28 protein-coding genes are annotated in these 25559 nt (G+C 75.5%); 17 read left to right on the top strand and 11 right to left on the bottom strand.

Annotation, left to right across the window (positions count from 1 at the left end; all coding sequences use genetic code 11):
* Window positions 1–8 precede the first annotated feature (8 nt).
* On the bottom strand, window positions 9–818 hold the full coding sequence (locus tag ABFY03_RS05865; protein WP_346172207.1) for an N-formylglutamate amidohydrolase: 810 nt from the start codon (window positions 816–818) through the stop codon (window positions 9–11).
* A gap of 184 nt (window positions 819–1002) precedes the next feature.
* On the opposite strand from ABFY03_RS05865, the gene ABFY03_RS05860 reads away from it, so the two are divergent.
* The 8 genes from ABFY03_RS05860 (at window position 1003) to ABFY03_RS05825 (ending at window position 6559) form a co-directional block, all read left to right on the top strand.
* Complete coding sequence (locus ABFY03_RS05860) at window positions 1003–1920, top strand: glutaminase (RefSeq protein ID WP_319013060.1); 918 nt, start codon at window positions 1003–1005, stop codon at window positions 1918–1920.
* Window positions 1921–2018: 98 nt separating this feature from the next.
* Window positions 2019–2225 (top strand): cold-shock protein, encoded by a 207-nt coding sequence (locus tag ABFY03_RS05855; RefSeq protein ID WP_319013061.1) that lies wholly within the window; start codon window positions 2019–2021, stop codon window positions 2223–2225.
* A gap of 75 nt (window positions 2226–2300) precedes the next feature.
* Window positions 2301–2873, top strand: a complete 573-nt coding sequence (locus ABFY03_RS05850; protein WP_319013062.1) for a GNAT family N-acetyltransferase — start codon at window positions 2301–2303, stop codon at window positions 2871–2873.
* 122 nt (window positions 2874–2995) lie between these two features.
* Window positions 2996–4435, top strand: coding sequence for a rifampin monooxygenase (rox, locus tag ABFY03_RS05845; protein ID WP_346169370.1), 1440 nt, complete (start codon window positions 2996–2998; stop codon window positions 4433–4435).
* A 216-nt stretch (window positions 4436–4651) separates the two neighbouring features.
* Entirely contained in the window at window positions 4652–4780 is a 129-nt protein-coding gene (locus ABFY03_RS05840) for a hypothetical protein (RefSeq protein WP_319013064.1), read from the top strand.
* Between the two features lie 139 nt (window positions 4781–4919).
* Window positions 4920–5312, top strand: a complete 393-nt coding sequence (locus ABFY03_RS05835; protein WP_319013065.1) for an STAS domain-containing protein — start codon at window positions 4920–4922, stop codon at window positions 5310–5312.
* A gap of 123 nt (window positions 5313–5435) precedes the next feature.
* Window positions 5436–6044 (top strand): isochorismatase family protein, encoded by a 609-nt coding sequence (locus ABFY03_RS05830; protein ID WP_319013066.1) that lies wholly within the window; start codon window positions 5436–5438, stop codon window positions 6042–6044.
* Window positions 6032–6559 carry a GNAT family N-acetyltransferase gene (locus tag ABFY03_RS05825; protein WP_386723561.1) on the top strand — a complete coding sequence of 176 codons (528 nt, stop codon included), beginning with the start codon at window positions 6032–6034 and terminating at the stop codon, window positions 6557–6559. The genes ABFY03_RS05830 and ABFY03_RS05825 overlap by 13 nt, the downstream gene beginning before the upstream one ends.
* Here ABFY03_RS05825 and ABFY03_RS05820 read toward each other — a convergent pair.
* On the bottom strand, window positions 6556–7131 hold the full coding sequence (locus tag ABFY03_RS05820; RefSeq protein WP_346169368.1) for a carboxymuconolactone decarboxylase family protein: 576 nt from the start codon (window positions 7129–7131) through the stop codon (window positions 6556–6558). The genes ABFY03_RS05825 and ABFY03_RS05820 overlap by 4 nt on opposite strands.
* 75 nt (window positions 7132–7206) lie before the next feature.
* The gene (locus ABFY03_RS05815) at window positions 7207–7968 is read right to left on the bottom strand and encodes a cytochrome P450 (protein WP_346169367.1); all 762 of its coding nucleotides are present in this window, start codon (window positions 7966–7968) and stop codon (window positions 7207–7209) included.
* On the opposite strand from ABFY03_RS05815, the gene ABFY03_RS05810 reads away from it, so the two are divergent.
* Window positions 7967–8461, top strand: a complete 495-nt coding sequence (locus ABFY03_RS05810) for an SSI family serine proteinase inhibitor (protein WP_346169366.1) — start codon at window positions 7967–7969, stop codon at window positions 8459–8461. The two genes, ABFY03_RS05815 and ABFY03_RS05810, sit on opposite strands and share 2 nt — an antisense overlap.
* 152 nt (window positions 8462–8613) lie before the next feature.
* Complete coding sequence (locus tag ABFY03_RS05805; protein WP_319013071.1) at window positions 8614–10815, top strand: SpoIIE family protein phosphatase; 2202 nt, start codon at window positions 8614–8616, stop codon at window positions 10813–10815.
* 3 nt (window positions 10816–10818) lie between these two features.
* On the opposite strand, the gene ABFY03_RS05800 is transcribed toward ABFY03_RS05805, so the two are convergent.
* Both ABFY03_RS05800 and ABFY03_RS05795 read right to left on the bottom strand, forming a co-directional pair.
* A complete protein-coding gene (locus ABFY03_RS05800; RefSeq protein WP_319013072.1) occupies window positions 10819–11439 on the bottom strand; it encodes a DinB family protein in 621 nt (206 codons plus the stop codon).
* Window positions 11440–11509: 70 nt separating this feature from the next.
* The gene (locus ABFY03_RS05795; RefSeq protein WP_346169365.1) at window positions 11510–12004 is read right to left on the bottom strand and encodes an Lrp/AsnC family transcriptional regulator; all 495 of its coding nucleotides are present in this window, start codon (window positions 12002–12004) and stop codon (window positions 11510–11512) included.
* A 437-nt stretch (window positions 12005–12441) separates the two neighbouring features.
* On the opposite strand from ABFY03_RS05795, the gene ABFY03_RS05790 reads away from it, so the two are divergent.
* The 4 genes from ABFY03_RS05790 (at window position 12442) to ABFY03_RS05775 (ending at window position 16656) form a co-directional block, all read left to right on the top strand.
* Window positions 12442–12999: a GlcG/HbpS family heme-binding protein gene (locus tag ABFY03_RS05790; protein WP_346169364.1), complete on the top strand. Its 558-nt coding sequence runs from the start codon at window positions 12442–12444 to the stop codon at window positions 12997–12999.
* Window positions 13000–13108: 109 nt separating this feature from the next.
* Window positions 13109–13735 (top strand): ankyrin repeat domain-containing protein, encoded by a 627-nt coding sequence (locus tag ABFY03_RS05785; protein ID WP_319013075.1) that lies wholly within the window; start codon window positions 13109–13111, stop codon window positions 13733–13735.
* Between the two features lie 265 nt (window positions 13736–14000).
* Entirely contained in the window at window positions 14001–15494 is a 1494-nt protein-coding gene (locus ABFY03_RS05780) for an FUSC family protein (RefSeq protein ID WP_319013076.1), read from the top strand.
* A 100-nt stretch (window positions 15495–15594) separates the two neighbouring features.
* The gene (locus ABFY03_RS05775; protein ID WP_346169363.1) at window positions 15595–16656 is read left to right on the top strand and encodes a lactonase family protein; all 1062 of its coding nucleotides are present in this window, start codon (window positions 15595–15597) and stop codon (window positions 16654–16656) included.
* An 84-nt stretch (window positions 16657–16740) separates the two neighbouring features.
* On the opposite strand, the gene ABFY03_RS05770 is transcribed toward ABFY03_RS05775, so the two are convergent.
* On the bottom strand, window positions 16741–17658 hold the full coding sequence (locus ABFY03_RS05770; protein ID WP_319013078.1) for a sirohydrochlorin chelatase: 918 nt from the start codon (window positions 17656–17658) through the stop codon (window positions 16741–16743).
* Window positions 17659–17830: 172 nt separating this feature from the next.
* Window positions 17831–18826 carry an N-acetylglucosamine kinase gene (locus tag ABFY03_RS05765; protein ID WP_346169362.1) on the bottom strand — a complete coding sequence of 332 codons (996 nt, stop codon included), beginning with the start codon at window positions 18824–18826 and terminating at the stop codon, window positions 17831–17833.
* Window positions 18827–18915: 89 nt separating this feature from the next.
* On the opposite strand from ABFY03_RS05765, the gene ABFY03_RS05760 reads away from it, so the two are divergent.
* Window positions 18916–19593 (top strand): uracil-DNA glycosylase, encoded by a 678-nt coding sequence (locus tag ABFY03_RS05760; protein ID WP_031009907.1) that lies wholly within the window; start codon window positions 18916–18918, stop codon window positions 19591–19593.
* A gap of 34 nt (window positions 19594–19627) precedes the next feature.
* Here ABFY03_RS05760 and ABFY03_RS05755 read toward each other — a convergent pair whose 3' ends face one another.
* Window positions 19628–20710, bottom strand: a complete 1083-nt coding sequence (locus tag ABFY03_RS05755; RefSeq protein WP_346169361.1) for a WD40/YVTN/BNR-like repeat-containing protein — start codon at window positions 20708–20710, stop codon at window positions 19628–19630.
* Window positions 20711–20834: 124 nt separating this feature from the next.
* On the bottom strand, window positions 20835–21914 hold the full coding sequence (locus tag ABFY03_RS05750; RefSeq protein ID WP_346169360.1) for an NADH:flavin oxidoreductase/NADH oxidase: 1080 nt from the start codon (window positions 21912–21914) through the stop codon (window positions 20835–20837).
* Window positions 21915–22075: 161 nt separating this feature from the next.
* On the opposite strand from ABFY03_RS05750, the gene ABFY03_RS05745 reads away from it, so the two are divergent.
* Window positions 22076–22450, top strand: a complete 375-nt coding sequence (locus ABFY03_RS05745) for an ArsR/SmtB family transcription factor (RefSeq protein ID WP_319013082.1) — start codon at window positions 22076–22078, stop codon at window positions 22448–22450.
* A 13-nt stretch (window positions 22451–22463) separates the two neighbouring features.
* Here ABFY03_RS05745 and ABFY03_RS05740 read toward each other — a convergent pair whose 3' ends face one another.
* Complete coding sequence (locus ABFY03_RS05740; protein WP_346169359.1) at window positions 22464–23123, bottom strand: DUF305 domain-containing protein; 660 nt, start codon at window positions 23121–23123, stop codon at window positions 22464–22466.
* 174 nt (window positions 23124–23297) lie between these two features.
* Here ABFY03_RS05740 and ABFY03_RS05735 point away from each other — a divergent pair, with 174 nt between their 5' ends.
* Window positions 23298–24824, top strand: coding sequence for an LVIVD repeat-containing protein (locus ABFY03_RS05735; RefSeq protein ID WP_319013084.1), 1527 nt, complete (start codon window positions 23298–23300; stop codon window positions 24822–24824).
* 11 nt (window positions 24825–24835) lie between these two features.
* Here ABFY03_RS05735 and ABFY03_RS05730 read toward each other — a convergent pair whose 3' ends face one another.
* A complete protein-coding gene (locus tag ABFY03_RS05730; protein ID WP_319013085.1) occupies window positions 24836–25453 on the bottom strand; it encodes a TetR/AcrR family transcriptional regulator in 618 nt (205 codons plus the stop codon).
* Between the last annotated feature and the right edge of the window lie 106 nt (window positions 25454–25559).

Below are 25559 nucleotides of genomic sequence, written 5' to 3'. Positions count from 1 at the left end.
CGGCGGGCTCACGCCTCCCGCGCGGACACCCGGTCGACGAGCGCGGCCAGGGCGTCCGCGAGGGCGCCGAGCCCGGGCCCGGCCGCGCCGCCCGGCTCGGCCATGTACACGTCCCGGCGGATCTCCACCATCAGGGCGCTGACCTCCGGGTCCCGCCCGTAGTGCCGCAGCGGCACGTACGTCCCCGCGAAGGGGCTGTCGATCCCCGTGCCGCCGAACCCGGCGAACGCCTCCCGGGCCGCCTCCAGGAGCCACCCGGGGGTGTGGAACGGATCCGTGCCCAGGCAGACGGGCGGCCTCGGACCCTCCCCGTGCAGTTCGTACGGGAGGGCCCGGGTCGGGTACGAGTGGACGTCCACGACCACCGCCCGCCCGGTCGCGGCGAGGCGGCCGGCGACCGCCTCGGTCATGGCCCGCGCGTACGGCTCGAAGTACCGCTCGACCAGCGGCCGTCCGTCGAAGGCGGCCGGCCGCAGCTCCTCGCCGTGGGTGGTGCGCGTGTACACCGCGCCCATGCCGACGGCGAGCATCTCCTCCCGCTCGTCCGGGAACCGCTCGGGGTCCACCACCAGCCGGGAGAGCCCGTTCACGAACCGCCAGGGCGTCCGGCCCGCCGCCGAGGCGGCGCGGGCGGCGATCTCCGCGGTGTGGGCGTCGGTGATGTGGTCCAGCTCGCGGCCGAGCGCCGTGTCGTCGAGGACGATGCCGGCCCGCACCGCGGCCGGTATCTCCCGCGCGGAGTGCGGGACGTGGAGGAGGACCGGCGAGTCGGCGGCCCCGGGGTGGAGCCGGAACGGGGCGGAGGGATCGCCCGGCACGGCCTTCTCCGACGCGGGGCTCTCGGGCACGGGGCTCTCCGACACGGGATTCTCGGGCACGGCGTTCTCTCCCTGCTGCTGGACCGGGGCCGGTGGGCGATCCGATGATCATGGCACCCGGGACCGACAGGGGCCATGGTTGGGCCGCCGCTCCGCTCCCCGCCGGGAGCGGCACAATACGATCATGATGCAGTCGTTCCTTCCCGTCCTCGAACGCGTCGCCGAGGAGATCGAGGGCCTGGTCGGCCGGGGCCGCCCCGCCGACTACATTCCGGCGCTCGCGGCCGGCGACCCGCACCGCTTCGGGATGGCCGTCGCCGAGCTGGACGGCCGGGTGTACGGCGTGGGGGAGTGGCAGCGGCCCTTCTCCACCCAGTCCGTCACGAAGGTCTTCAGCCTCGCGCTCGCCCTCGCCAAGGAGGGCGACGCGCTGTGGGAGCACGTGGGCCGCGAGCCCTCCGGCAACCCCTTCAACTCCCTCGTGCAGCTGGAGTACGAGCGGGGCATCCCCCGCAACCCGTTCATCAACGCGGGCGCGCTCGTCGTCACCGACCGGCTGCACCGGCTCACCGGCGACGCCTCCGGCGTGCTGCGGGACTTCCTGCGCGCCGAGAGCGGCAACGACGACCTCGACTTCGACCGGGACGTGGCCGCCTCCGAGACCGAGCACGGCGACCGCAACGCGGCCCTCGCCCACTTCATGGCCTCGTACGACAACATCAGCACGCCCGTACCCACCCTGCTGCGCGAGTACTTCCGGCAGTGCTCGGTCGAGGCGTCCTGCGCCGACCTCGCCGTCGCCACCGGCTTCCTGGCCCGGCACGGCATCCGCGCCGACGGCAGCCGGCTGCTCACCCGCAGCCAGGCCAAGCAGATCAACGCCGTCATGCTCACCTGCGGCACCTACGACGCCGCCGGCGACTTCGCCTACCGGGTGGGCCTCCCCGGCAAGAGCGGGGTCGGCGGCGGCATCATCGCCGTCGTGCCCGGCCGCTGCACCCTGTGCGTGTGGAGCCCGGGCCTCGACGAGCGGGGCAACTCGGTCGCCGGGGTCGCCGCCCTCGACCGCTTCACCACCATCACCGGCCTCTCCGTCTTCTGAGCTGCTCCTTCCGGCCTCCGGTCCGGCTGGCGGACGCGTCCCGTACGGGGTACAGATCCGGTGGGGCGCCGTGCGCGCCCGGAGCGAAGGAGGTCGCCGTGGACAACCGCACCACCGGATTCGTGCAGTCCTTCAACCGCCGCGCCGGCTACGGGTTCGTCCTGCCCGTCGGATCCGAGGAACCCGTCTACTTCCGGGCCGAGGACATCGAGGACGGCGTCCGCGCCCTCTCCGAGGGCCAGCAGGTCACCTTCGTGCTGGCCCTCGGAGAGGGCCGCTTCGAGGCGCGCGAGCTGCGCGTCTGACCCGGGCGCCGTCCTCGTACGGAGCAGTGCGCGGAGTCCGTGCGCGGCGGGCGCCGCCCGTGCCAGGGTGGAGGCATGAGCATCGAAGTGCGCCCGGCCTCCGTCTACGAGGACGTCCGTGCGGTGATCGGCCCCAAGTCGCCCACCGCCAACGTGTGTTTCTGCCTGAGCTACCGGATCCCGACCAAGCTCAACAAGGAACTGCGCGAACCGGAGAGAGGCGAGTTCGTCGCCGGTCTGTGCGCCAAGGAGCCGCCACCGGGCGTCCTCGCCTACGACGACGGCGAACCGGCGGGCTGGGCCGCCGTCGCCCCCCGCGCGGAGACCCAGTTCGCCCGCAACCGGAAGATCCCGCACGTCGACGACCTGCCCGTCTGGTCGCTCTGGTGCATCCGGGTCCGCCCGGGCCACCGCAAGAAGGGCGTCAGCCACGCCCTGATCGCGGGCGCCGTCGCATTCGCCCGCGCGCACGGGGCGCCGGCGGTGGAGGCGTACCCGCTGGACAACGGGGACGCCCGGGTGGACATGACGATGGCGTACGCGGGGCTGCGGAAGAACTTCGAGCGGGCCGGTTTCGTGAAGGCCGCCGACACCACCTCGGTGCTCGCCGGACACCCCCGGATCCTCATGCGGCTCGACCTGCGCTGAGACGGGATCCGGACGGCCCCCCTGCCCTCTTCAACGTATAGCGCACGGGGGGCCTTGCGGCAAGGCCCCCCGAGTGACGCAGAATCGGCGGCTGAACAGCGCAAACAGATGGGGGAACATTCATGTTCGATGCCGATGTCCTCGTGATCGGCGGCGGGCCGACCGGGCTCGTGCTGGCGTCCGAGCTGCGCCTGTGGGGCCTGCGGCCGCTCGTCCTGGAGAAGGCGGCGGAGCCCAGCGGGCACAGCAAGGCGCTCGGACTGCACGTCCGCAGCATCGAGGTGATGGACCAGCGCGGGCTCCTCGACCGCTTCCTCGCCCGCGGGCAGCAGTACCGGGTCGGCGGCTTCTTCGCCGGACTCGGCACCAGCTGGCCCCAGGGCCTGGACACCGCCCACTCCTACGTCCTCGGCATCCCGCAGAACGTCACCGAGGAACTGCTCGACGAGCACGCCCGCGAGGTGGGCGTGGAGATCCGCCGGGGGCAGGAGCTGGTCGGGCTCGACCAGGACGCGGAGGGCGTGACGGCGGAGCTGGCCGACGGGACGCGGCTGCGGGCCCGCTGGCTGGTCGGCTGCGACGGCGGTCGCAGCACCGTGCGCGCCGTGACCGGGATCGCCTTCCCGGGCCTGCCCGCCCGGCACGAGACGCTGATCGCCGAGGTGCGGATCGGGGTCCCGTGGGAGGAGGTCGTCCCCGTGGTGGCCGAGGTCCGCAAGACGCAGTTGCGGTACGGCGTGATGCCGCTCGGCGACGGGCTCTTCCGGGTCGTCGTGCCCGCCGCCGGGCTCTCCGGGGACCGCTCCGCGCCGACCCTCGACGAGCTGAGGGAGCGTCTGATCGCGGTGGGCGGCACCGACTTCGGGGTCCACGAGCCGCGCTGGACGTCCCGCTTCGGCGACGGCACCCGGCAGGCGGAGCGGTACCGCGAGGGCCGGGTGCTGCTGGCCGGCGACGCCGCCCACATCCACCCGCCGACCGGTGGCCAGGGCCTCAACCTCGGGGTGCAGGACGCCTTCAACCTCGGGTGGAAGCTGGCCGCCGAGGTGCTGGGCTGGGCGCCCGAGGGGCTGCTCGACACGTACCACTCCGAGCGCCACCCGGTCGCCGCCGCCGTGCTCGACAACACCCGTGCCCAGATGGAGCTGATGTCCGAGGAGCCGGGGGCGCGGGCGGTGCGCCGGCTGTTCGCCGAGCTGATGGACTTCGACGAGGTCAACCGGCATCTGATCGGGAAGCTCACGGCGATCGACCTCCGCTACGGCTACGCGGAGGAGGGCGAACCTCCCCTGGTCGGGCGCCGGCTGCGCGACGTGCCGCTGAAGGAGGGGCGGCTCTACGAGGCGGCCCGCGCCGGGCGGGGACTGCTGCTGGACCGGACGGGGACGCTCTCGGTGGCGGGCTGGGAGGACCGGGTGCGGCTCGTCGCGCCCGCCGGCGACGAGCCCGCCGTGCCGGCGGCGCTGCTGCGGCCGGACGGACACGTCGTCTGGGCCGGCGACGACCCGGGGGAGCTGCGCGAGCGGCTGGAGCGCTGGTTCGGGGCGCCGGCCACGACCTGACCGGACGGACGGGCGCTCGGCGTGGGCCGGGTCCAGGACGTCGAGGACCGGCCGGGTCGCGACGTCGTCGGCCGCGCGGCTGCTCGAAGCCACCGCGCCGGGCGCAGCGCACGCCCCCGCCGCCGAACGGCAAAGCCTGGAACCCCTCGCCGAGCGGGCCGGCCGCTGCCGCGCACCCTCGCCTGCCTGCTGGTCGTACCCGGCGGCCGGCTCGTGATGCCCGGCGCGGACGCCGGACTCCTCGCCGTCCGGCGGGGCGACGCCCCGGTGCTGCTCGTGCCGCTGCGGGAGCCGGGCGCGGCCGGGCCGCTCGACCGGACCCTCCTCCGCGAGCCGGGGCCCTGACCCCCTCGTACGACCGTCCGACAGACCTTTGGACGCGCATTCACCGGATCAGGTGACTGAGGTCGAGGCGAAACGTCCCTCCCGCCGACGCTACGGCCACGCTCGACCTGACACTTGGACCCACCCTGGGGAGCGTCCGATGCAGCTGATCCCCCGTCACGACCCGCACCTCGCCGTCCGTTCGGCCGGCGCCCTGACCGTCGCCGTCCTCAGTGGCGAACTGGACCTCGTCCTCGTCCGCCACCTGCGGCCCGAACTCGACGCCCTCGTCCGCGAGGCCGACGCGCTGGCCCTCGACATCCGTCCGCTCGCCTTCTGCGACGCCACCGGCCTCGGCCTGCTCGCCCACTGCGCCCGCGGCGCGCGCGAGCGCGGGGCGCACTGGCAGCTCGTCTGCGACCAGCCGTGGATCCTCCGCCTGGTCCGGCTCACCGGCCTCGACGAGCTGCTGCGCCCCGAGCCCGCGCTGCGCCCGCTGCCCGCGCCCCCGCTGCTCTCCGGTCCCCGCGCACGCGCGGAGCACCCCGTCTGACGCCGGGGGCCGAGGCGACCGTGGCCCTGTGCCGGTCCGCGCTCCGGCCGTCGACCGGGCGGAGCGCGGCGCCGTCCGGAAACCCCGTGGAACGGCCGGCCACGGGCGCGTGATGATGCCAGGATGACCGCGCAGACCCTCCCGCCCGTGGACACGCTCCTCGTCGTCGACGTCCAGTCCGCCTTCGTCACCGGCGACGGCGCCGTACCGGACGCCGCCCGGCTCGTCGACCGCACCGCCGCACTGCTCGCCCGCGCCCGCGCCGCCGGGGCGCTCGTCGTCCACCTGCAGAACGACGGGCCGCCCGGTGCGGAGGACGAACCCCACACGCCCGGCTGGGAGTTGCACCACCCGGTCGTGCCCGGCCCCGTCGAGGCCGTCGTCCGCAAGCCGTACGACGACGGCTTCGAGGAGACCGGACTCGGCGCCCTGCTGGCCGCGCACGGCAGCCGGGCCGTCGCCGTCTGCGGGGTGATGTCGGAGATGTGCGTCCAGGCCACCGCCCGCACGGCGCTGGAGCTCGGCTACCGGGTGGTGGTCCCGTACGACGCCCACGCCACCCAGGACTGCCCGGCCGTCCCCGGCGTCGCCGACGTTGTGCCCGCGGCGGTCGTCTCCCGGGTCGCCGCCTACGCCCTCGGCTCCGACGCCGAGGTCACCGTCCCGGCCGCCGCCGTCGCCTTCACCGCCCCGCGGGCGGCCGTGGACGCCGTGCGAGGATCGGGCGCGTGACCGCTCTGCACCATCGCCCGGCCGGCGAGGCCGACCTCGCCACCCTGGTACGCCTCCGCGACGACGCGGCCCGCTGGATGCTCTCCCGGGGCATCACCGGCCAGTGGCGCCCCGGCGAGCTGGACGAGGACCACTTCCGCCGGATCATGGCGCACGGCGAGGTCTGGCTGGCCGAGAGCGGCGGGCGGGTCGCCGGCGCCTGGGAGTTGTGGTGGGACGACGAGGCCGCCTGGGGTCCGCAGCCGCCGGTCGCCGGATACGTCCACCGGCTCATGGTGGACCGGGCGGCCCCGGCCGGCACCGGACGGCTGCTGCTGGCCGCGGCGGAGCGGCGGGCGGCCGAGGCGGGCCGGACCCGGCTGCGGCTGGACTGCCTGACGGCCAACGCGAAGCTCACCGCCTACTACGAGCGGGCCGGTTACCGCGCCGTCGGCCGCAAGGACGGCAAGCCGCAGCCCGGCGGCCCGCCGAAGTCCTTCACGCTGATGGAGAAGGAACTGCGGCCGCCGGTCTAGCCGTCCGCCGTCCCGCCCTCCTCCTCGCCGGCGACCGGCTGGATGCCGGCGAGGAGGTTGAAGGCGCCCGTGAGCAGGTTGAGGCTGACGAGCCCGACCACCTCGGCGACGACCCGGTCGCTCCAGCCGTGGGCCCGCACCTCGGCGACGTCCGCGTCGCCGAGCGCGCTCGGCTCGGCGAGGACCTTCAGGGCGAGCCCGATGAGCGCGGCCTCCCGCGGATCGACGGAGGTGCCCTGCCGGGCCAGGGCGATGTCCGCCTCGCTCAGCCCGGCCGCCCGGCCCGCCGCCTCGTGCGCCTCGCGGCAGGTGCCGCAGCCGATCCACTCCTGGACCGCCAGCGACAGCTTCTCGCTCAGCGCGCGCGGGATCTTCACCCGCTTCATCGCCCGCGACAGGCTGAGGTAACCCTCGATCACCGCAGGCGAGTTGGCCATCGTGGACACCATCTCGCCGGCCGAGCCGTGCCGTTCGACGATGTCCGCGAGCAGTTCCCGGGCCCGGCCCTGCGCCTGGTCGGGGGTGAGCGCCGGCAGGCGGCGGGCGGTGGCACCGGTCGTGGTCGTGGTCATGAGCTCCTCCTCGTCATACCCGTGGGGGGTATAACGCGGGGTGGGTGGAGATCGTTCCCGCCCCCGCGACAGCCGTCACGCGGCCCGCGTGTCCCGGGCGCGCGGCACCAGCCGGGACGGGCTGTGGAAGACCCGGTCCGGGGCGTGCTCCACCTCGACGAGCGGGCGGGCGTCCGGCCGGAGCGGCGGCAGTCGGTCGAGGAGCACCGCGAGACCGGTCTCCGCCTCCAGCCGGGCGAGCGTCGCCCCCGCGCAGGAGTGGGCGCCGAGCCCGAAGGCGTCGTGCCGTCCGGTGGTGCGCCGGACGTCGAGGGCGTCCGGGTCGGCGAAGCGCGCCGGGTCCCGGTGGGCGGAGCCGAGGACCGCCACCAGCCGGTTGCCGCGCCGGATCCGCCGGCCGGCCCCTCCGCGATCGCCCCCGTGTCGGCCGCAGCCCCGCGACGGCCCCGGTCCCGAGCGGTGGGTCCACCGCGCCGGCGGCTTGGTGTGAGCGGCGGGTCGAGGAAGACCGGACCGTTCTCGACGACCCTCCGCAGCGTCTCGTACCCCCGGGTATGGGCGCCCCGCGCCCGTCCGGCGGCGACCGCCGCCGGTAAGAACGCTCCGCCGGCACCCGCGCCGCCTCCGCGTACCGGAAGAGGTACCACGTGATGGCCCCCGGCCCGCCCCGCCGCCGGACGGCCTTACCGCCCGCACCGGGTCCCGCTCCCGGTGGCGGCGGTACACCGGATGAGGATCGGCCGGGTCCGGCAGCCCCGGGTCGAACGGCGGCAGCTCGTCCGTGCTCCTCACGCTCCGGCGGTGACCGCCCGCCCCGGCGGCTCGTTGGCCGGGCATGAACACGCACCTCCCGGCCGCCCTGCTGGCCGCCCTGTTCCTCGCCGCCCCCACCGCCGGAGGCGCCGAGCCGGGCCCCACCCCGCCCGGCGGCGCCCCCGACCGTACGACCGTGCCGGCGGCGCCGATCACCCCGACCGTTCCGACGGCCCCGGCCGCCACCTCCGTCCGGCTCACCGTCACCGGCCCGGCCCCCGCCACCACGGCGCTGTCGCCCGACGGCGCCGGCCCGGCCGCCCCCGCCGCGCGCACCGTCACCCTCCACTGCGACCCGGCCGGCGGCGACCACCCCCGGGCCGAGGCCGCCTGCGCCGACCTGGACGCCACCCAGGGGCGCGTCGAGCGCGACTCCGCCACCGCGTGCACCCTTCTCTACGACCCCGTCGATGTGCGCGCGGAAGGCGTCTGGCACGGCCGGCCCGTCTCCTTCGCCCGCCAGTACGGCAACACCTGCGAACTGAACGCCCGCACCGGCGCCGTCTTCGCCTTCTGACCGCGCCGCGAAGGCCCCCCCGTGCCCGGCCCCGGCGGGGCCAGCGGTGCGCAGCCGAACGGATGCGCCGCGCAAGCCCCCCGACGGCACCTCGGCTAGGGTGATTCGGTAGGGATTGCCCCCCGGGGCCAGGCCGATGCGTAGGTCGATGCGTGGACGCTCATCAGTCGTCGCCGAGCAGGGTTCCGCAGCCGCCGCGAGCGGCCGTCGGGGACGCGGGCGTGCTCCGGGAACTGCTGCCGATCGCCCTGTGGCGCGAGGACGCCGAGGGGCGGATCGTCGAGTGGTCCCTCGCCGCGCAGGACCTCCTCGGCCACCGCCCCGAGCACGTCCTGGGCCTGCTCGCCACCCCTCTCCTGGTGCCCGACGCCAACCGGGAGCTCGCCGACCGGCTCACCCGCCGCGTCCAGGCCGGCGAGACCATGGTCGGCACCCTGCCGGTCCGCCACCGTGACGGGCACACGGTCCCGATGGAGATGTGGATCGTGCCCGCCGCCGACCCGGCCGGCCGGCCCGGGGCCATGCTCATCGCCGTGGAGACCTCCGAGGTCCTGCGCATGCGGGAGAACCTCGCCGCGATGGAGAGCCTCTTCACCCAGTCGCCGATAGGGCTCGCCCTGCTCGGCCCCGACCTGCGCTTCCTGCGGGTCAACGACGCCCTCGCCCGGATGAACGGCGTCAGCGCCGCCGAACACGTCGGCCGCCGCCTCACCGAGGTGGTGCCCGGCGTCAACGCGGCCTCGCTGGAGTCCCTGATGCGGCAGGTCCTCGAGTCCCGCACGCCCGTCATCGACGCCCGCCGGGTCGGCCGCACCCCCGCCGACCCCGGCCGCGACCACATCTGGTCCTGCTCCTACGCGCCCCTCGTCGACCGCGGCACCCGCTTCGGCCAGACGGGCACCACCGCCCCCGGCACCGTGACCGCCCGGACCGTCGCCCCCGGCGTCGCCCACGCCGACGGCGTCGCCCACGCCGACGGTGTCGCCCACGCCGACGGCGTCGCGGACGCCGGGCGGTCCGGGCGCCCGCTCGGGCTCATCGCCTCCCTGGTCGACATCACCGAGAGCCAGGAGGCGCACCTGGAGGTCGAACGGGCCCGGCACCGGTTCGCGCTGCTCTCCGAGGCCGGCGCGCGCATCGGCACCACCCTCGACCTGCGGCAGACCGGCGAGGAGGTCGTCCGCTTCCTGGTGCCGCAGCTCTGCGACTCCGCCGACGTGCAGATGCTGGAATCGGCCCTGGAACCCGACGACCCGGCGGCCTCCTCCCGGGGCGTGCTGCGCCGGATCGCCGCCGTCTTCCCCGAACCGGTGCCGCCGAGTCCGCTGCTCGGGCCGGGCCAGACCTTCCAGCTGCCCCCGGGATCGGCGTACGAGCGGCTCGTCCTCGACGGGCGGCCCACCTTCCTCACCGACGCCGACATCCCGGTCCTCTTCCCCGGCAGGGCCGCCGAACCGCTGCGCACCTATCTGTCGACCCGCTTCGGCTCCGCCCGCACCGTCCCGCTCGTCGCCCGAGGCCAGGTCCTCGGCGCCGTCACCGTCACCCGGCTCAAGACCCGCGAACCCTTCGACGACCAGGACGCGGTGCTCATCGACGAGGTCGTCGCCCGGGCCGCGCTCAACATCGACAACGCCCGGCTCTACACCACCCAGCGCGCCGCGGCCCTCGCCCTCCAGCGCAGCCTCACCAACAGCGCCCTGCCCGCCGTGCCCGGCCTCGAACTCACCGGCCGCTACCTCCCGGCCAGCGCGCACGACGTCGGCGGCGACTGGTTCGACGTGATCGAGCTGCCCGGCGGCCGCACCGGGCTCGTCATCGGCGACGTCATGGGCCACGGCATCCACGCCGCGGCCGTCATGGGACAGCTCCGCACCGCCGTGCGGACCCTGGCCCGCCACGACATCCCGCCCACCGAGATGCTGCGCTCCCTCGACGCCGTCGTCGCCGACCTCGGCGAGGACACCATGGCCACCTGTCTGTACGCCGTGCACGCCCCGGCCACCGGCACCTGGACGATCGCCCGCGCCGGCCACCTGCCGCCCGCCGTCGTCACCCCCGAGGGGGCGGTCTCCTTCCTCCAGGGGCCGCCCGGCACCCCCCTCGGCACCGGGGCGCACGACTTCGGCACCGAGGAACTCCCGCTGGCCCCGGGAGGGTTGCTCGTGCTCTACACGGACGGTCTGATCGAGGCACGGGACCGCGACCTCGACGAGGGGATGCGCCAGCTCGGCCTCGCCCTCGGCCGGGCGGACGGCCCGCTGGAGGAGATCTGCGACGGCGTCCTGGGCCGGCTCCTCGTGGACCCGGCCCAGGACGACGTGGCGCTCGTGCTGGCCCGCACCACCGGCTGACCGTCAGACGGCGAGGACCCGGTGCAGGTCGCGCAGGAGGGCGATCTCGGCGCCGTGGTGCAGGAGTTCCTGGTTGACCCACCACACGATCTCCAGGAACGGCTCCTCCGCGTCGCCGCCGTGCGGGTAGGAGCAGTGCCCGACCGTGTCCAGCTCCTTGTCGCCGACGGACAGCAGCGCCGCCCGCCACGCCTCGGCCGCCCGGTCGAAGTCGGCCATCGCCGTGGCGGCGTCGCCGGCCGAGCGGTAGTCGTCGCGGGTCAGCGAACGGGTGCCGTTCGTGTGGTCGGCACGGAGCTCCAGCAGTTCGCTCAGGTGCGTCAGCCGCCAGGCGAGGGTGGTGAAGGGCGGCGGGACGGGGTGCGGGTACGGGGCGGTCTCCCGGCCCCACTCGCCGGTACCGGTCAGCAGCGCGGCGGCCGGACCCGGACCGTCGGCGAACCGGCGTACCGACCAGCAGCCCGGCGCCGGCTCCCACAGGTACTCGGCGTCCGTCATCGGGCCGACCGGCACGTCCGTGCCGTTGCCGCTGTCCACCACCGGCCCGCCCAGACGGTCCGTCAGCCGCTTGCGGGCGAAGTCGAACTCGGCGAGCAGGGGCGAGAGTCGGGCGGGTATCGCCATGGGGCGGCTCCGTTGCGCGGGGACAGGACGCCCGTACCCTCGCACGCCGCCGCCCGCGCCCGCACCCGAGTTACCGGCCCCTCGGCCGCCGCTCCGCGGCGCCCCGGCCCATCGACTCCACCAGCGGCAGCAGCCGGTGGGCGACCCGCTCGCGTAGCGCGATCTCCGTGCGGGTGCGGACCACCCCCGGCAGCTGGATGAGCCGCTGGATCACGTCCTCCAGGTGACCGGCGTCCCGGGCCACCACCCGGGTCAGCAGGTCGCCCCCGCCGGTGATGGAGAACGCCTCGACGATCTCCGGCACGGCGGCGAGCGCGTCCCCGACCTCGTCGAGGTGCCCCTGGGTGACCTCCACGTGCACGAAGGCCAGCACCGGATGCCCGAGCGCGGCGGGGGAGAGGACCGGACCGGTGGCCGTGATCACCCCGTCCCGTTCGAGCCGGTCGATGCGGGCCTGCACGGTGCCCCGGGCGACGCCCAGGATCCGCGCGTACTCCCGCACGCTGGTGCGCGGCTGCTCGATCAGGAGCCGCAGGATGCGGGTGTCGAGTGCGTCCACCGCCATGACGTGCCGGCCTCCCCGTGCCCGCCGGGTCGGGTACCCGGCCTGATGGTCCGCCCGGCGGTCGATCCGCCGGAATGGTCCCGACTGTACCCATCGGGCGATCGGCACTTCCGGAGGGGCGCGTTCCGTGCCCACCTCGCCCTCACTCCGTGCCCTGCCCATGCTCTCCCCGCGCCCTCTCCGCGCCCTCCCCGCGCCCTCTCCGCGCCGTCCCCGCGCGCGTACCGCGGCGGGGCCGGGGCGGGGTCGTCCGATCGGCTGACCCCCGGGTCCGCCGGGCGGGGTCCGACGAGCATCCGCCGGGCCGACCGGACGGGGCCCTGGCCGCACCCAGGATGGAGTGCGGAGCGGGACGGCGAGACGGCCTCCCGGTCCCCCGGACCCCGGCGACCGCCGGCCCGCCGTCCCCGCCCGTTCACCACCAGGAGTGACCGACCATGAAGCAGATCTCGAAGCGTGCCCGTGTCCTGACCGGCGGTGCGGCCCTGCTCGCCCTCGGCGCCGGCGCCTTCGGCGCGGTCTCCGCGAACGCCGCCGCCCCGGCCGCCGCCCCCGCCGCCGTCGCCAAGGCCGACGCGAAGAACAAGAACACCACCACCAGCACCCACCTGACGATCGACGCCGCCACCAAGGCCGCCCAGGCCGCCCTCGACGCCGCCGAGAAGGAGAACCAGCGCGTCTCCGTGGCCGTGGTCGACCGCAACGGCAACACCCTCGTCACCCTGCGCGGCGACGGCGCCGGCCCGCAGTCCTACGAGTCCGCCGAGAAGAAGGCGTACACCGCCGTCTCCTGGAACGCCCCCACCACCGAGCTGGTCAAGCGCCTGGAGCAGGCCCCCAATCTCAAGGACATCCCCGGCACCCTCTTCCTCGGCGGCGGCGCCCCCGTCACCGCGAAGAACGCCCCCGTCGCCGGCATCGGCGTGGCCGGTGCCCCCTCCGGCGACCTCGACCAGAAGTTCGCCCAGGCCGGCGTCGACGCCCTCGCCAAGTAGGACCCGGGGGCCTGTCGGCACCGACGGCGTCCGGGCACGCCCGCCCGCACGCCGTCGGCCCCCGCCCCCGTACGACCCGCCCGCGACCGTCGAGCCCGAGGAGACCGCCGTGACCGTCGCACCCCACCGGCGGCTCCTCGCCGCCGCCCGCCGGGGCGACACCGACGCCGTCCGTGCCGCGCTCGCCGACGGCGCCCGGACCGAGACCCGCGACGAGGAACTGCGCTCCCCGCTGCTCCTCGCCGTCCTCGGCGACCACGTCGACACCGCCCGCGCGCTGGTCGCCGCGGGCGCCGACGTCCACGCCCGGGACGCCCGGCACGACAGCCCCTGGCTGGCCACCGGCGCCACCGGCAGCGTCGCCATGCTGCGGGTGCTGCTCACCGCCGACCCCGCCCCCGACGTCCGGCTGACCGACCGCTTCGGCGCCACCAGCCTCATCGCCGCCGCCGAACGCGGCCACGTGCCGTACGTCCGCGCCGTCCTGCGCGACACCCCGACCGACGTCGACCACGTCGACGACCTGGGCTGGACCGCCCTGCTGCAGGCGGTCATCCTCGGCGACGGCGGCCCGGCCCACCAGAAGGTCGTCGCCCTCCTGCTCGCCGCCGGCGCCGACCCCTCCCTGGCCGACGCCCACGGCACCACCGCGCTGGAGCACGCCGAGCGGCGCGGCCACACCGCGCTCGCCGCCCTGCTCCGGCGTACCTCCGCCGCTCCGGCCACGCGCGCCTGAGCTGGTCCACTGGCCCGCAATCGGGTCAGTGCGACGCGCGAAGACCGGGCCGATGGCCCAGTCTTTCGACGCCGATTTGAGCCAAGCGCCCGGTCGGTGTTTCCCTTGTGCGTACCAGGTACTTTCGGCGCCGCGCGCCGGGACGGCGACGAGGCCGCCCGGACGGCGGCGCCTTCGTCGTGTCCGTGCGCGTCCCACCACCCCGGGACAGGTCGTACGGCCGGCGAGCGGCAAGACGAGGGGGCGGCCGACCGTCGTGAAGAGGATGTTCGTGGCTCCGGACCCGGGGCTCCTCCGGCTCAGGACCGGAGTGCGTGCCGTGCTCGGCATCGCGCTCGCGGTGACCGTGGCCGAGCTGGCCGGTTTCTCGCTCACCGCGTCGATCACCGGAGGACTGGCGGCACTGCTCGCCCTGTTCACCGTCACCGACGCCACCGTCCGCGGCCAGATCGGCACCACCCTCCTGCTGCCGCTCGCCGGGTTCCCGGTCCTCGCGCTGGCCACCCTGCTGCACGACCACACCCTCCTGCGCGACGGCGCCTTCCTGCTCGTCGTCCTCTGCGGCGTGTACGCCCGGCGCTGGGGCCCGCGCGGCCACGCGCTCGGCATCTTCGCCTTCATGAACTTCTTCAGCACCCAGTTCCTGCACGCCCAGCCCGGCCAGCTCCCCGAGCTGTACGCGGCCGTCGGCATCGCCCTCGCGGCGGCCGGGACCGTGCGGTTCGCGCTCTGGCCGATCGAGCGGCGCACCCCGCCGCCCGCCGCCCCCGCCCCGCTCCCCGGCAAGGGGCTGGCCCGGATCACCACCCGGCAGGCCGTCCAGGCCACCGCCGCCTGCGCCGTGGCGCTCGGCATCGGCCAGGTGCTCTCCGAGGAGCGCTGGTACTGGGCCGTCGGCACCACCTGGTGGATCTTCGTGAACACCGTCTCCCGCGGCGAGACCCTGGTCCGCGGCTTCCGCCGCTTCCTCGGCACCCTGCTCGGCATCGCCGTCGGCATGGTCGTCGCGATCCCGCTGCACGGCGCCCCGCTGCCCACCGCCCTCCTGGTGGCGGTCTGCGTCTTCGGGATCTTCTACACCGCGCCGCTCTCCTACAGCTGGATGATGCTCGCGGTCACCGTGATGGCCGGACTGCTCTACGGGCTCCTCGGCGTCCTCGACCCGGCGCTGCTCGTGCTGCGCCTGGAGGAGACCGTCGTCGGCGCGGTCTGCGCCGCCCTCGCCGTCCTGCTGATCCTCCCGGTCACCACCCACGCCATCAACGACGCCTGGATCCAGCGCGCCCTGCGGGCGGTGCACGCCGCGACGGCCGCCTCCGAGCGCCGGCTCGCCGGCGACGAGAGCGCCGACCCGACCCCGCACGTCGCCGAGCTCGACCTGCTCCTCGGTCGGGTGCGGCTCTCGGTCGCCCCGCTCGTCCACCCGCTCAGCCCGTTCCGCGAGCGCAAGGGCCGCGCCCGCCGGGTCCTCGCGCTGCTCGACGAGTGCGCCGCCGAGGTGCGCGGGCTCGCGGCCGTCGCCGCCGACCCGGACGCCAGCCACGACGCCCGGCTCGCCGCCGCCTGCTGGCGGGTCGAGACGGCCGTCGAGCGGCTCACGTCGCCCGGCCGGACCCCGGCCGCGCCGGCCGCCGAGCCGGAGCCGGCCGTCCACCCGGCGCCCGCCGCCCTCGGCCACGTCAGCGGCCTGGAGCGGCTGCTCGCCGCCCTCGACGAGCCGCTGAGGACCCCGCCCGGCTCCCTCCTCGTCCGCTCCTGACGGCCTCCGCCACCGGCTGATCGAACTTGGTCTAGACCGACTGCTAACGTCGGGCCGACACGGCCGGTCGGAGCGACCGGCCCCGGGGCAGGGAGGCGCCGTGGGCGGGACCGACGAGACACACGAGCGGACGGCGGGGCGGGCACGGGCCTACCTCGGCTCCTTCACCTCGGCCGGCGGCCTCGGCGTGCTCGCCGCCGACGTCGATCCGGCGACCGGCGCGCTCACCCTCACCGGCTCCACCGACGCCGTCGCCGACCCCTCGTACCTCGCCCTCGCCGACGGCGTCCTCTACGCCGTCTCCGAGGCCGAGCCGGGCGCCGTCGCCGCCCTCGCCCCCGATGGACCCGCGCCGCGCCCGCTCGGCGACCCCGTGCCCGTCGGCGGCGCCGGCCCCACCCACCTCGCCGTCGCCGCCGGCCATCTCCTCACCGCCAACTACACCTCCGGCAGCGTCTCCGTGCTGCCCCTGGGCGCGGACGGCCTCCCCGGCCCCGCCACCGCCGTCCTCCGCCACGAGGGCGGCGGACCGGTCGCCGAGCGGCAGGCCGGGCCCCACGCGCACCAGGTCCAGCCCGACCCCAGCGGCCGCTGGACGGTCAGCGTGGACCTCGGGACGGACTCCGTGCGCGTCTGCGCCCTCGACCGGGCCACCGGCGCCCTCCGCCTGCACCGGGAGACCGCCCTCCGCCCCGGCTACGGCCCCCGCCACCTGGCCTTCCACCCGGCCGGCGGGCACGCCTACGTCGTCGGCGAGCTGGAGCCCGCCGTCACGGTCTGCCGCTGGGACGACCGGCGCGGCGAGCTGACGCCGCTCGCCGAGATCCCGCTCGTCGACGCGGACGCCGCCGGACCGGCGTACCCCTCCGCCGTCGTCGTGGCGCCCGACGGACGGTTCCTGTGGGTGGCCGTGCGCGGCACCGACACCATCGCCGTCCTCGTCCTCTCCCCGACCGGCGACGAGGCGATCCGCTCCGCCACCGTCTCCTGCGCCGGCGCCTGGCCCCGCGACCTCGCCCTCGACCCGTCCGGGCGGCGGCTGTACGCGGCGAACGAGCGCTCCGGCGACGTCACCTGGTTCGACGTCGACCCCGGCACCGGCACCCCGGTCCGCGCCGGCTCCGTGGCGGCCCCGGCGGTCACCTGCGTCGTCTTCGGCTGACCGGCGCCTCGGGGTCCCCACCCGGACACGCGGAAGGGCCCGCACCGGACGGTTCCGGTGCGGGCCCCTCGTGCGTTCCGGGCGTCAGTGCGCGGGGGCCGCGCCCTGCTGCGGAAGGCCGAGCACGGCCGCGTACTGCGACAGCACCAGCTTGCCGATGGCCGGGTACGCGCCCAGCGCCTCGGCCGCCGGGCAGCCGGCCTCCTTCGACGCCTCGTCGAGCAGGCCCTCGGCCAGCTCCGGGCCGATCAGGTACGGGGCCAGCGCGAGCTGCACCGCGCCCGCCTCGCGCAGCTGCTCGGCCACGGAGGCGATGGAACCCTCCTGGTCGAGCGCGGCGGCCATCACCGGCACGGCGAGCCGGGCCGCGAGCAGCATGCCCGTGATGCCGGCGGCCTGCACGGCCTCCTCGCCGCCCACGGTCGCCAGGACGATGCCGTCCGCGGCCGTGGCGACGGTGAACAGCCGGGCGCGGTCGGCGCGGGCCAGCCCCGCCTCCGACAGGCGCACGTGCAGCGCCTCGGCGAGCAGCGGGTGCGGACCGAGCACATCGGTCAGCTCGGCGGTGTTGCCGCTGTCCATGACGGCCTGGCGGATCTGGCGCATCACGGCGCTGTCCGGGCCGGCGAGCAGCGGGACGACGATCGCGGCGGGGCCCTCCGGGGCACCGACCTCGCGGCCGGCCGCCACGGCGATCCGGTACCGCTCCTCGCGCAGCTCCGCGGCGGCGGTCAGCACGCCGGCGAGCGTCGGGTACTCCTCGCCGTCGCCGTCCACGAAGCCGATCGCGGCCTCCAGGCCGGGCAGCTCGGACCGGGCGATGCTCACCAGCTCTTCGGCCAGGGAGCGTATGGCGGCCGAGGGCGCGCCGGGGACGGCGAGCACCAGGGCGGGAGCGCCCTCGGGCGCCGCCGCCGGGTCGGGGCGGCGGTGCCGCCCGGACGGGCGGGGGCGCGGCATTCGTACAGGCAGGCCGTTGGCGGGCCCAGTGGGGGTGCTCATGGCGCCGCATGCTACTGGCTTTGCGGACGGGAGCGTTCGGTGAGGTACGAGCCCGCGCCTTCTGCCCCTGTATGTCCGGTCCGGCGCGTGCCGGATCATGGACGGTGCCGCCGCCCGGCCCCTCGGCACGGCTTCGACCAGCGGCGATACCCGCCCGGGCGGGGCGCCCCGGTCAGACGATCCGGAGCAGCGCGGGGTCCTCGGGGAGCCGGATCCCGGCGCCGGCGAGCCCCGCGGCCAGCGTCACCGCCCCGTCGAGCGGGTCCCCCGCGGGAGCGACGGTCCGTGCCCCGGGCAGCCGCTCCGCGAGCGCCGCCCGCAGCGGTACGAGCAGCGGCTCGCCGAGCCGGAAGAGACCCCCGGTCAGCGCCACCACGGAGTCCGGGCCCGGCGGGCAGGCCGCCTCGGCGGCGTCGGCGATGTGCTCCGCTGCCCGTTTCAGGACCGCCGCGGCGACCGGGTCGTCCGCCGCGCAGGCGGCGACCTCCGGGGCGAAGGCGGCGAGCACGGCCGGCCGGTCGGTGCGCGGGTAGAGCGCGGCGGGCAGCCCCGCCGCCGGGCCGTGCAGCTTCTCGGCCCGGGCCAGCAGCGCCGCGGAACCGCCGCGCCGCCCGTCGTACGCGCGCAGCGCCGCCTCCAGGCCCGCCCGGCCGATCCAGGCGCCGCTGCCGCAGTCGCCCAGCAGGTGGCCCCAGCCGTCGGCCCGGCGCCAGCGGGTCAGGTCGGTGCCGAGGGCGATCAGTCCGGTGCCGCCGGCGACGACCGCGCCGGGCCGCGCGCCGAGCGCCCCCGCGTAGGCGGTGACGGCGTCGGCGGCGAGCGCGGTCCCGCGGACCCCCCAGGCGTCGGCGAACGCCCCCGGGAGGACCGCCCGCAGCTCCTCGCCGAGCGTGGCCATGCCGGCGGCGCCCACGGCGGCGGCGCTCACCGGGCGCCCGCCCCCGGCGCGGGCCCGCAGCGCGGCGACGGCCGGCAGCACCGACTCCAGGAAGTGGGCGGCGGAGATCCCGCCCGGTCCGGTCCGTACGGGCCCGGGCGCGGCCGCCCTGTCGAGGACCGTGCCGTCGGCGGCCCGGGCGAGGGCGATCCGCAGCCCCGAGCCGCCCGAGTCGATCCCGACGACCACCGCGTCCGCCGCGTCTCCGGCGTGCTCGCTCCGGTTCTCCACGCTCGCGACCGTCCTCACCGGCTGGGGGTATGGGGCCCGCAGTCTAGGGCGGGCGGCGTTGTCGGTGTAGGCCGCTAGAGTGACGGACCGTGACTGCGAGACCGTTGAACGAACTGGTGGAGCCCGGTTGGGCCAAGGCCCTGGAGCCCGTCGCGGGCCGGGTGGCCGAGATGGGCGACTTCCTGCGGCAGGAGATCGCCGCGGGCCGCACCTACCTGCCGTCGGGGCCGAACGTCCTGCGCGCCTTCCAGCAGCCCTTCGACGACGTGCGGGTCCTGATCGTGGGTCAGGACCCTTACCCCACCCCGGGGATGGCGATCGGTCTGAGCTTCGCGGTGGCCCCGGAGGTGAAGCAGCTGCCGGCCAGCCTCCTGAACATCTTCTGGGAGATGCACACCGACCTCGGGCACCCCCGCCCCTCCAACGGCGACCTGACGCCGTGGACCCGGCAGGGCGTGCTGCTGCTCAACAGGACGCTGACCACCTCCCCGCGCAACGCGGGCGCCCACCGCAACAAGGGCTGGGAGGAGGTCACCGAGCAGGCCATCCGCGCCCTCGCCGCCCGCGGCAAGCCGCTGGTCTCGATCCTGTGGGGCCGGGACGCCCGCAACGCCCGTCCGCTGCTGGGGAGTCTGCCCGCCGTCGAGTCCGCGCACCCGTCGCCGCGCTCGGCGGACCGGGGCTTCTTCGGCTCCCGGCCGTTCAGCCGGGCCAACGAGATGCTGGTCGCCCAGGGCGCCGAGCCGGTGGACTGGCTGCTGCCCTGAGCGGGGCGCCGACGGGCCGGGGGCGGCGGGGAGTTCAGATCACCGCCGCCCGGACGCAGAGGACGTCCGGCAGGTGCTCGGCGAGGAGCTGCCAGGTGTCGCCGTCGTCGGCGCTGGCGTACACCTCGCCGTTGCGGTTGCCGAAGTAGACGCCCGCCGGGTCGGCGTCGTCGGTGCAGAGCGCGTCGCGGAGGACCGTGCCGTAGTGGTCGCCCTGCGGCAGGCCCTTGTCGAGGGGTTCCCAGCTGGTGCCGGCGTCCGTGGTGCGGTACACCCGGCAGCGGTGGTCCGCGGGGACCCGGTCGGAGTCGGCGGTGATGGGGAAGACGTAGGCGGTGCCGGACCGGTGCGGGTGGGCGGCGACGGCGAAGCCGAAGTCGGAGGGGAGCGGCCCGCCGATGTCGGTCCAGCGGCCGCCGGCGTCGTCGCTGCGGTAGACGCCCCAGTGGTTCTGGAGGTAGAGCCGGTCCAGGTCGCCCGCGTCCTGCGCGATCTTGTGGACGCACTGGCCGAACTCCGGGTCGGGGTCGGGCAGGAAGACCGCGGAGACGCCCTGGTTGGCCGGGGCCCAGGAGGCGCCGCCGTCCCGGCTGCGGAAGACGCCGGCGGTGGAGACGGCCACGGTGACGGCGTCGGGGTCGCGGCGGTCGGTGACGACCGTGTGCACCGCCTCGCCGCCCCCGCCGGGCACCCACTGGGAGCGGGTCGGGTGCTCCCACAGCGGCCGGACCAGCGCGAAGGACTCGCCGCCGTCGTCCGAGCGGAAGAGGGCGGCCGGTTCGGTGCCGGCGTAGACGACGCCGGGGGAGTGGGCGGGGGCCGGGTGGAGCTGCCAGACGCGCTCCAGGGAGGCGCCGGTGTCCTGGGGGAACTTGACGGCCGGCGCGGGCGGTTCGGTCCAGGTGCGGCCCAGGTCGTCGGAGTGGAAGACGGAGGGACCCCAGTGCGCGCTGTCGCCGCCGACCAGCAGTCGCGGTGTGTCCGGCCGGGTGTCGATGGCCACCGAGTACACGGCCTGGGCCGGGAAGTGGGGATCGTCGAACTCCCAGCGCCCGTCGTGCCTGCGGCCGATGAAGAGTCCCTTGCGGGTGCCTACGGTGAGAAGTACGTCGGGCATGGGTGCCCACCTCCAGGACGCCGTTGTCACGGATACGGGCCAGTCTGCACCCGCCCACTGACAACGGCGCCCGGAGACACCCCGGGGCCGTGCGGCGGCGGGGCGTCCGCGGAGGGCGTCGGCGTCAGATCGCCCAGGCGTACTGCGGCGGCGTGGGGGTGGAGCCGCCCAGTTCGCGTGCGGCCCGGCGCGGCCAGGAGGCGTCGCGGAGCAGCTCGCGGCCGAGCAGGACCGCGTCGGCCTCGCCGTTGGCGACGATCTTCTCGGCCTGTTCGGGCTCGGTGATGAGGCCGACGGCGGCGACGGGCAGGCCGGTCTCCTCCCTGACCCGGGCGGCGAACGGCACCTGGTAGCCGGGGCCGACGGGGACCTTCGCGGGGCCGCCGTTGCCGCCGCTGGAGACGTCCAGCAGGTCGACGCCGTGCTCGCGCAGCAGCGCGGCGAAGCGGACGGTCTCGTCCGGGGTCCAGCCCGCGTCCTCCAGCCAGTCGGTGGCGGAGATGCGGAAGAACACGGGCAGGTCCTCGGGCCAGACGGCGCGGACCGCGTCCACGATCTCCAGGGCGAGCCGGGTCCGGTTCTCGAAGGAGCCGCCGTAGGAGTCGGTGCGGTGGTTGCTGTGCGGGGAGAGGAACTCGCCGATGAGGTAGCCGTGGGCGCCGTGCACCTCGACGACCTCGAAGCCGGCCTCCCGCGCGCGGCGGGCCGCGGCGGCGAACCGCCCGACGATCTCCCGGATGCCCTCCTCGGTGAGCTCGGTCGGCACGGTGTGGCCCTCGGCGAAGGCGAGCGGGCTCGGGGCGACCGGCTGCCACGCCTCCTCGGCGGCGGCGGGGCCGCGGCCGAGCCAGGGGCGCTCGGTGGCGGCCTTGCGGCCGGCGTGCGCGATCTGGATGCCGGGGACGGAGCCCTGGGCCTTCACGAAGGAGGCGATCCGGCGCAGGGCCGCGGTCTGGGTGTCGTTCCACAGGCCGAGGTCGGCGGGGCTGATCCGGCCCTCGGGGGCGACGGCGGTGGCCTCCACGAGGATCAGGCCGGCGCCGCCGGTCGCGCGGGACCCGTAGTGGGCGAAGTGCCAGTCGTTGGCGACCCCGGCGTTCGGGCCGAAGACCTCCGCCGAGTACTGGCACATCGGCGCCATCCAGACGCGGTTCGGGACGGTCAGCGAGCGGAGGGTGTAGGGCTCGAAGAGGGTGGCGCTCATCGCGGACTCCGTTTCGGGACGGCGGGGTCGCCGGTCGCGGGGCGGCCCGGCGGGACGCTCGTACGATACCCATCGTAGTACGGCGCCTGTCAAACTACGAGGACTCTCGTATAATGGGGTCCGTCCCGGGCCGACCCCCGGGAGAAAGTGGAGCCGCCGCCATGACGCCCGCCGCCAGCCCCCGCCTCCTGGAGCACCCGACGCGCGAGGAGATCCGCCTGGAGCCGGTGCTCCACGCCTTCTCGGACGCCGTGCGGCTGCGGATCGTCCGCGAACTGGCCGCCGCGGACACCGAGCTGAGCTGCTCGTACTTCGTCCTCCCCGTCACCAAGTCGACCACCACCCACCACTTCCGGGTGCTGCGCGAGGCCGGCGTCATCCAGCAGGAGTACCGCGGCACGGCGAAGCTCAACGGGCTCCGCCGCGCCGACCTCGACGCGCTCTTCCCCGGCCTCCTCGACACCGTCCTCGCGGCGTCCGAGGCGCAGTCCGCCCGTCAGGACGCGGACGGCGCCCCGGAGCCGGCGGGGGCCTGAGCGGCCCCCGCGGTCACAGCGACCGCATCCGGCCGATCTCGGCGGTCTGCTGCGCGATCACGTCGTTCGCCATCTCCTCCACCTGGACGTTGTTGCCCTGGCCGAGCACCTCGGCCGCCATGGTCACGGCGCCCTCGTGGTGCGTCACCATCAGCTTCAGGAAGAGCTCGTCGAAGGCCGCGCCCTTCGCCGCCCGCAACTCCGCGAGCTGCGCCTCGGTCGCCATGCCCGGCATCGTGTGATGGGCGTGCGCGCCCTGGTCCCGGGGGCCGCCGTTGGTCGTCAGCCACCCCTCCATGGCGCCGATCTCGGGCTGCTGGGCCGCCGCGATCCGCTCCGCCACCTTCCGGACCGCCGGCGACCCCGCCCGCTCGGGGGCCAGCGAGGTCATCGTCAGGGCCTGCCGGTGGTGGACGATCATCATCTGCACGTACCGGAAGTCGGCGCCGTTCGGCCGCTCGTCGGGGAGCAGGCTCGCCGCCTCCTCCGGTGAGACCCGCCGGGCCGGCTCGCCGGGCCTGCCGGGCACCACGACCGCCGCGGCGGCGCCGGTCGGGGTGGGCTCCGGGCCGCCCGCGCCGGAGTCGGACTCGCAGGCGGCCAGGGCGAGTACGGCCAGCGCGGCGAGGTTCACGGCGACGGCGGCACGCCGGTGGTGACGGCGGATCAGCAACGGTACCTCCAGGGGTTTTGCGGGTACAGGGGCCGTTCCTAGCAGGTCTTTCCGGGGGGTCCCACAGATTCCTTGATTACATCTGTGTTGCCATCTGTTGGGATGTGCACGCCAAGGAACATACTGCCGGGGTCCAGCACCGTTCAGCTTTGAACGGAAAACACGGAGGACGGAGTGACTTCGTTGCATACCCCGCAGAGTCCACGCTCCCGGTCCAGACGCCTCGGCGCGGCCACCGCCGCGGCCGGCCTCCTGGCGGCGCTGCTCGCCACCGGAACGGCGGTCGCCACCCCCGACCCCGGAGACGCGCCCCTCCGGGCGCCGGTCTCGGCGGAGCAGGCCGCCGAGGCACGGGCCGCGATCCAGAGCGGCGAGATACCCGGCGTCGACGAGATCGTGAAGACCGACAACATCGAACTCCTGGCGAACATCCCCAAGGACGCGCTCAAGAGCCTCAACACGGACCTGGCCTTCCAGGGCCGGTACGCCTTCGCGGGCAACTACGACGGCTTCCGGATCTTCGACATCAGCGACCCGAAGGCCCCGAAGACCGTCGCCCAGGTCCTCTGCCCCGGTTCCCAGAACGACATCTCCGTCTCCGGGGACCTCCTCTTCCTCTCCACCGACTCCTCCCGCAGCGACGACTCGTGCGCCAGCACGACGCAGCCCGCCTCCGTCAAGGAGTCCTGGGAGGGCATGAAGATCTTCGACATCAGCGACGTCACGAACCCGAAGTACGTCGCCTCCGTCGAGACCGCGTGCGGCTCCCACACCCACACGATCCTGCCGCAGCGCAAGGACGTGTACGTGTACGTCTCCTCCTACTCGCCCAACGCGGCCTTCCCCGACTGCCTGCCGCCGCACGACGGCATCTCGGTCATCAAGGTGCCCCGCGAGGCGCCCGAGCAGGCCCGCGTCGTCAACTTCCCCGTCCTGTTCCCCGGCGAGGGCCCCGACGGCGGCGGCAACCCGGGCGGCCCGACCAACCCGGGCGTCTCCAAGACCACCGGCTGCCACGACATCACCGTGCTGCCCGGCAAGGACCTCGCCGCCGGCGCGTGCATGGGCGACGGCATCCTCTTCGACGTCTCCGACCCCGAGCACCCCCGGGTGATCGACCAGGTCCAGGACAACGTCAACTTCGCCTTCTGGCACTCCGCCACCTTCAACCAGAAGGCGAACAAGGTCGTCTTCACCGACGAGCTCGGCGGTGGCGGCGGCGCCACCTGCAACGCGGCCGTCGGCCCGAACCGCGGCGCCAACGGCGTCTACGACATCACCGGCAAGGGCGCGCACCGCAAGCTCGTCTTCCGCAGCTACTTCAAGATCCCGCGCCACCAGGCGAACACCGAGAACTGCGTCGCCCACAACGGCTCGCTGATCCCGGTCAAGGGCAAGGACCTCATGGTCCAGGCCTGGTACCAGGGCGGCGTCTCGGTCTGGGACTTCACCGACTCCGCGCACCCGAAGGAGATCGGCTACTTCGACCGCGGCCCGGTGTCCGCCACCGCCCTCACCACCGGCGGCTCCTGGTCCGCCTACTACTACAACGGCCACGTCTACTCGAACGAGATCGCCCGGGGCCTCGACGTCCTGAAGATCTCCGACCGCCGCACCGACCCCGCGCAGCGGATCCGGATGGACGAGCTCAACGTCCAGACCCAGCCGGACTACTTCGAGGACTTCGGCGACCTGGACTGACCCCGGACGCCTCAGGGCATGCCGTCGGGCGGACCACCGTCCGGCGGCATGCCGCTCTCCCAGGCCAGGCCGTACCGGTGGAACAGCTCCGCGCGCAGCCGCGCCACCGGCATCGGCGCGCCCGGCAGCAGCACCGCCACCACCGAGCCCATCAGCAGCGCCCGCAGCAGCGGGTAGTCCCGGTCCACGTCCTCGGAGCCGTACCGCTCCACCGTGTCCCGCAGCAGGAACGCGAGCCGCTGCTGCTCCTCGCACCGCACGAAGCCCTCGGCCTGGAGGATCCCGGCCATGTGGGTCCGCATCAGCGTCGGCCGGTCCACCGCGAGCCCCAGGATCGCGTCGATCGCCCGCGCCAGCCGCTCGGCACCGTCCTCCGTGCGCGGCTCGCGCTCCAGCGCCTCCTCCAGCGTGAGGTGCATCAGCCGGTGCACCGCGGACTGGAGCAGCTGGCGCTTGCCGGGGAAGTAGTACGAGACGAGGCCGCGGGCCACCCCGGCCCGCTCCGCGATGTCGCCGAGGGTCGTGGCCTCGTATCCGTGCCGTCCGACCAGCTCGACGGTGGCCGCCAGGATCCGCTCCCGGGAACGCCTCCGAAGCTCTTCGTTGACCGACGGGCTACGCGGCGTCATGCTGGGCTCCTGCGTTGACTGGCTCTCGGCCAATATACTCAGCGTGGCTCGCCGGACCGCCCTCGTGGCGCCCCGGCGGGGCGGCCGCCTGCCCTGGGCGACACGG

This window comes from Streptomyces roseofulvus (genome assembly GCF_039534915.1).
Taxonomy (GTDB): Bacteria; Actinomycetota; Actinomycetes; order Streptomycetales; family Streptomycetaceae; genus Streptomyces; species Streptomyces roseofulvus.
Note: the sequence above shows the minus strand (reverse complement) of the source record. Positions and strands in the feature narration are given on the sequence as shown.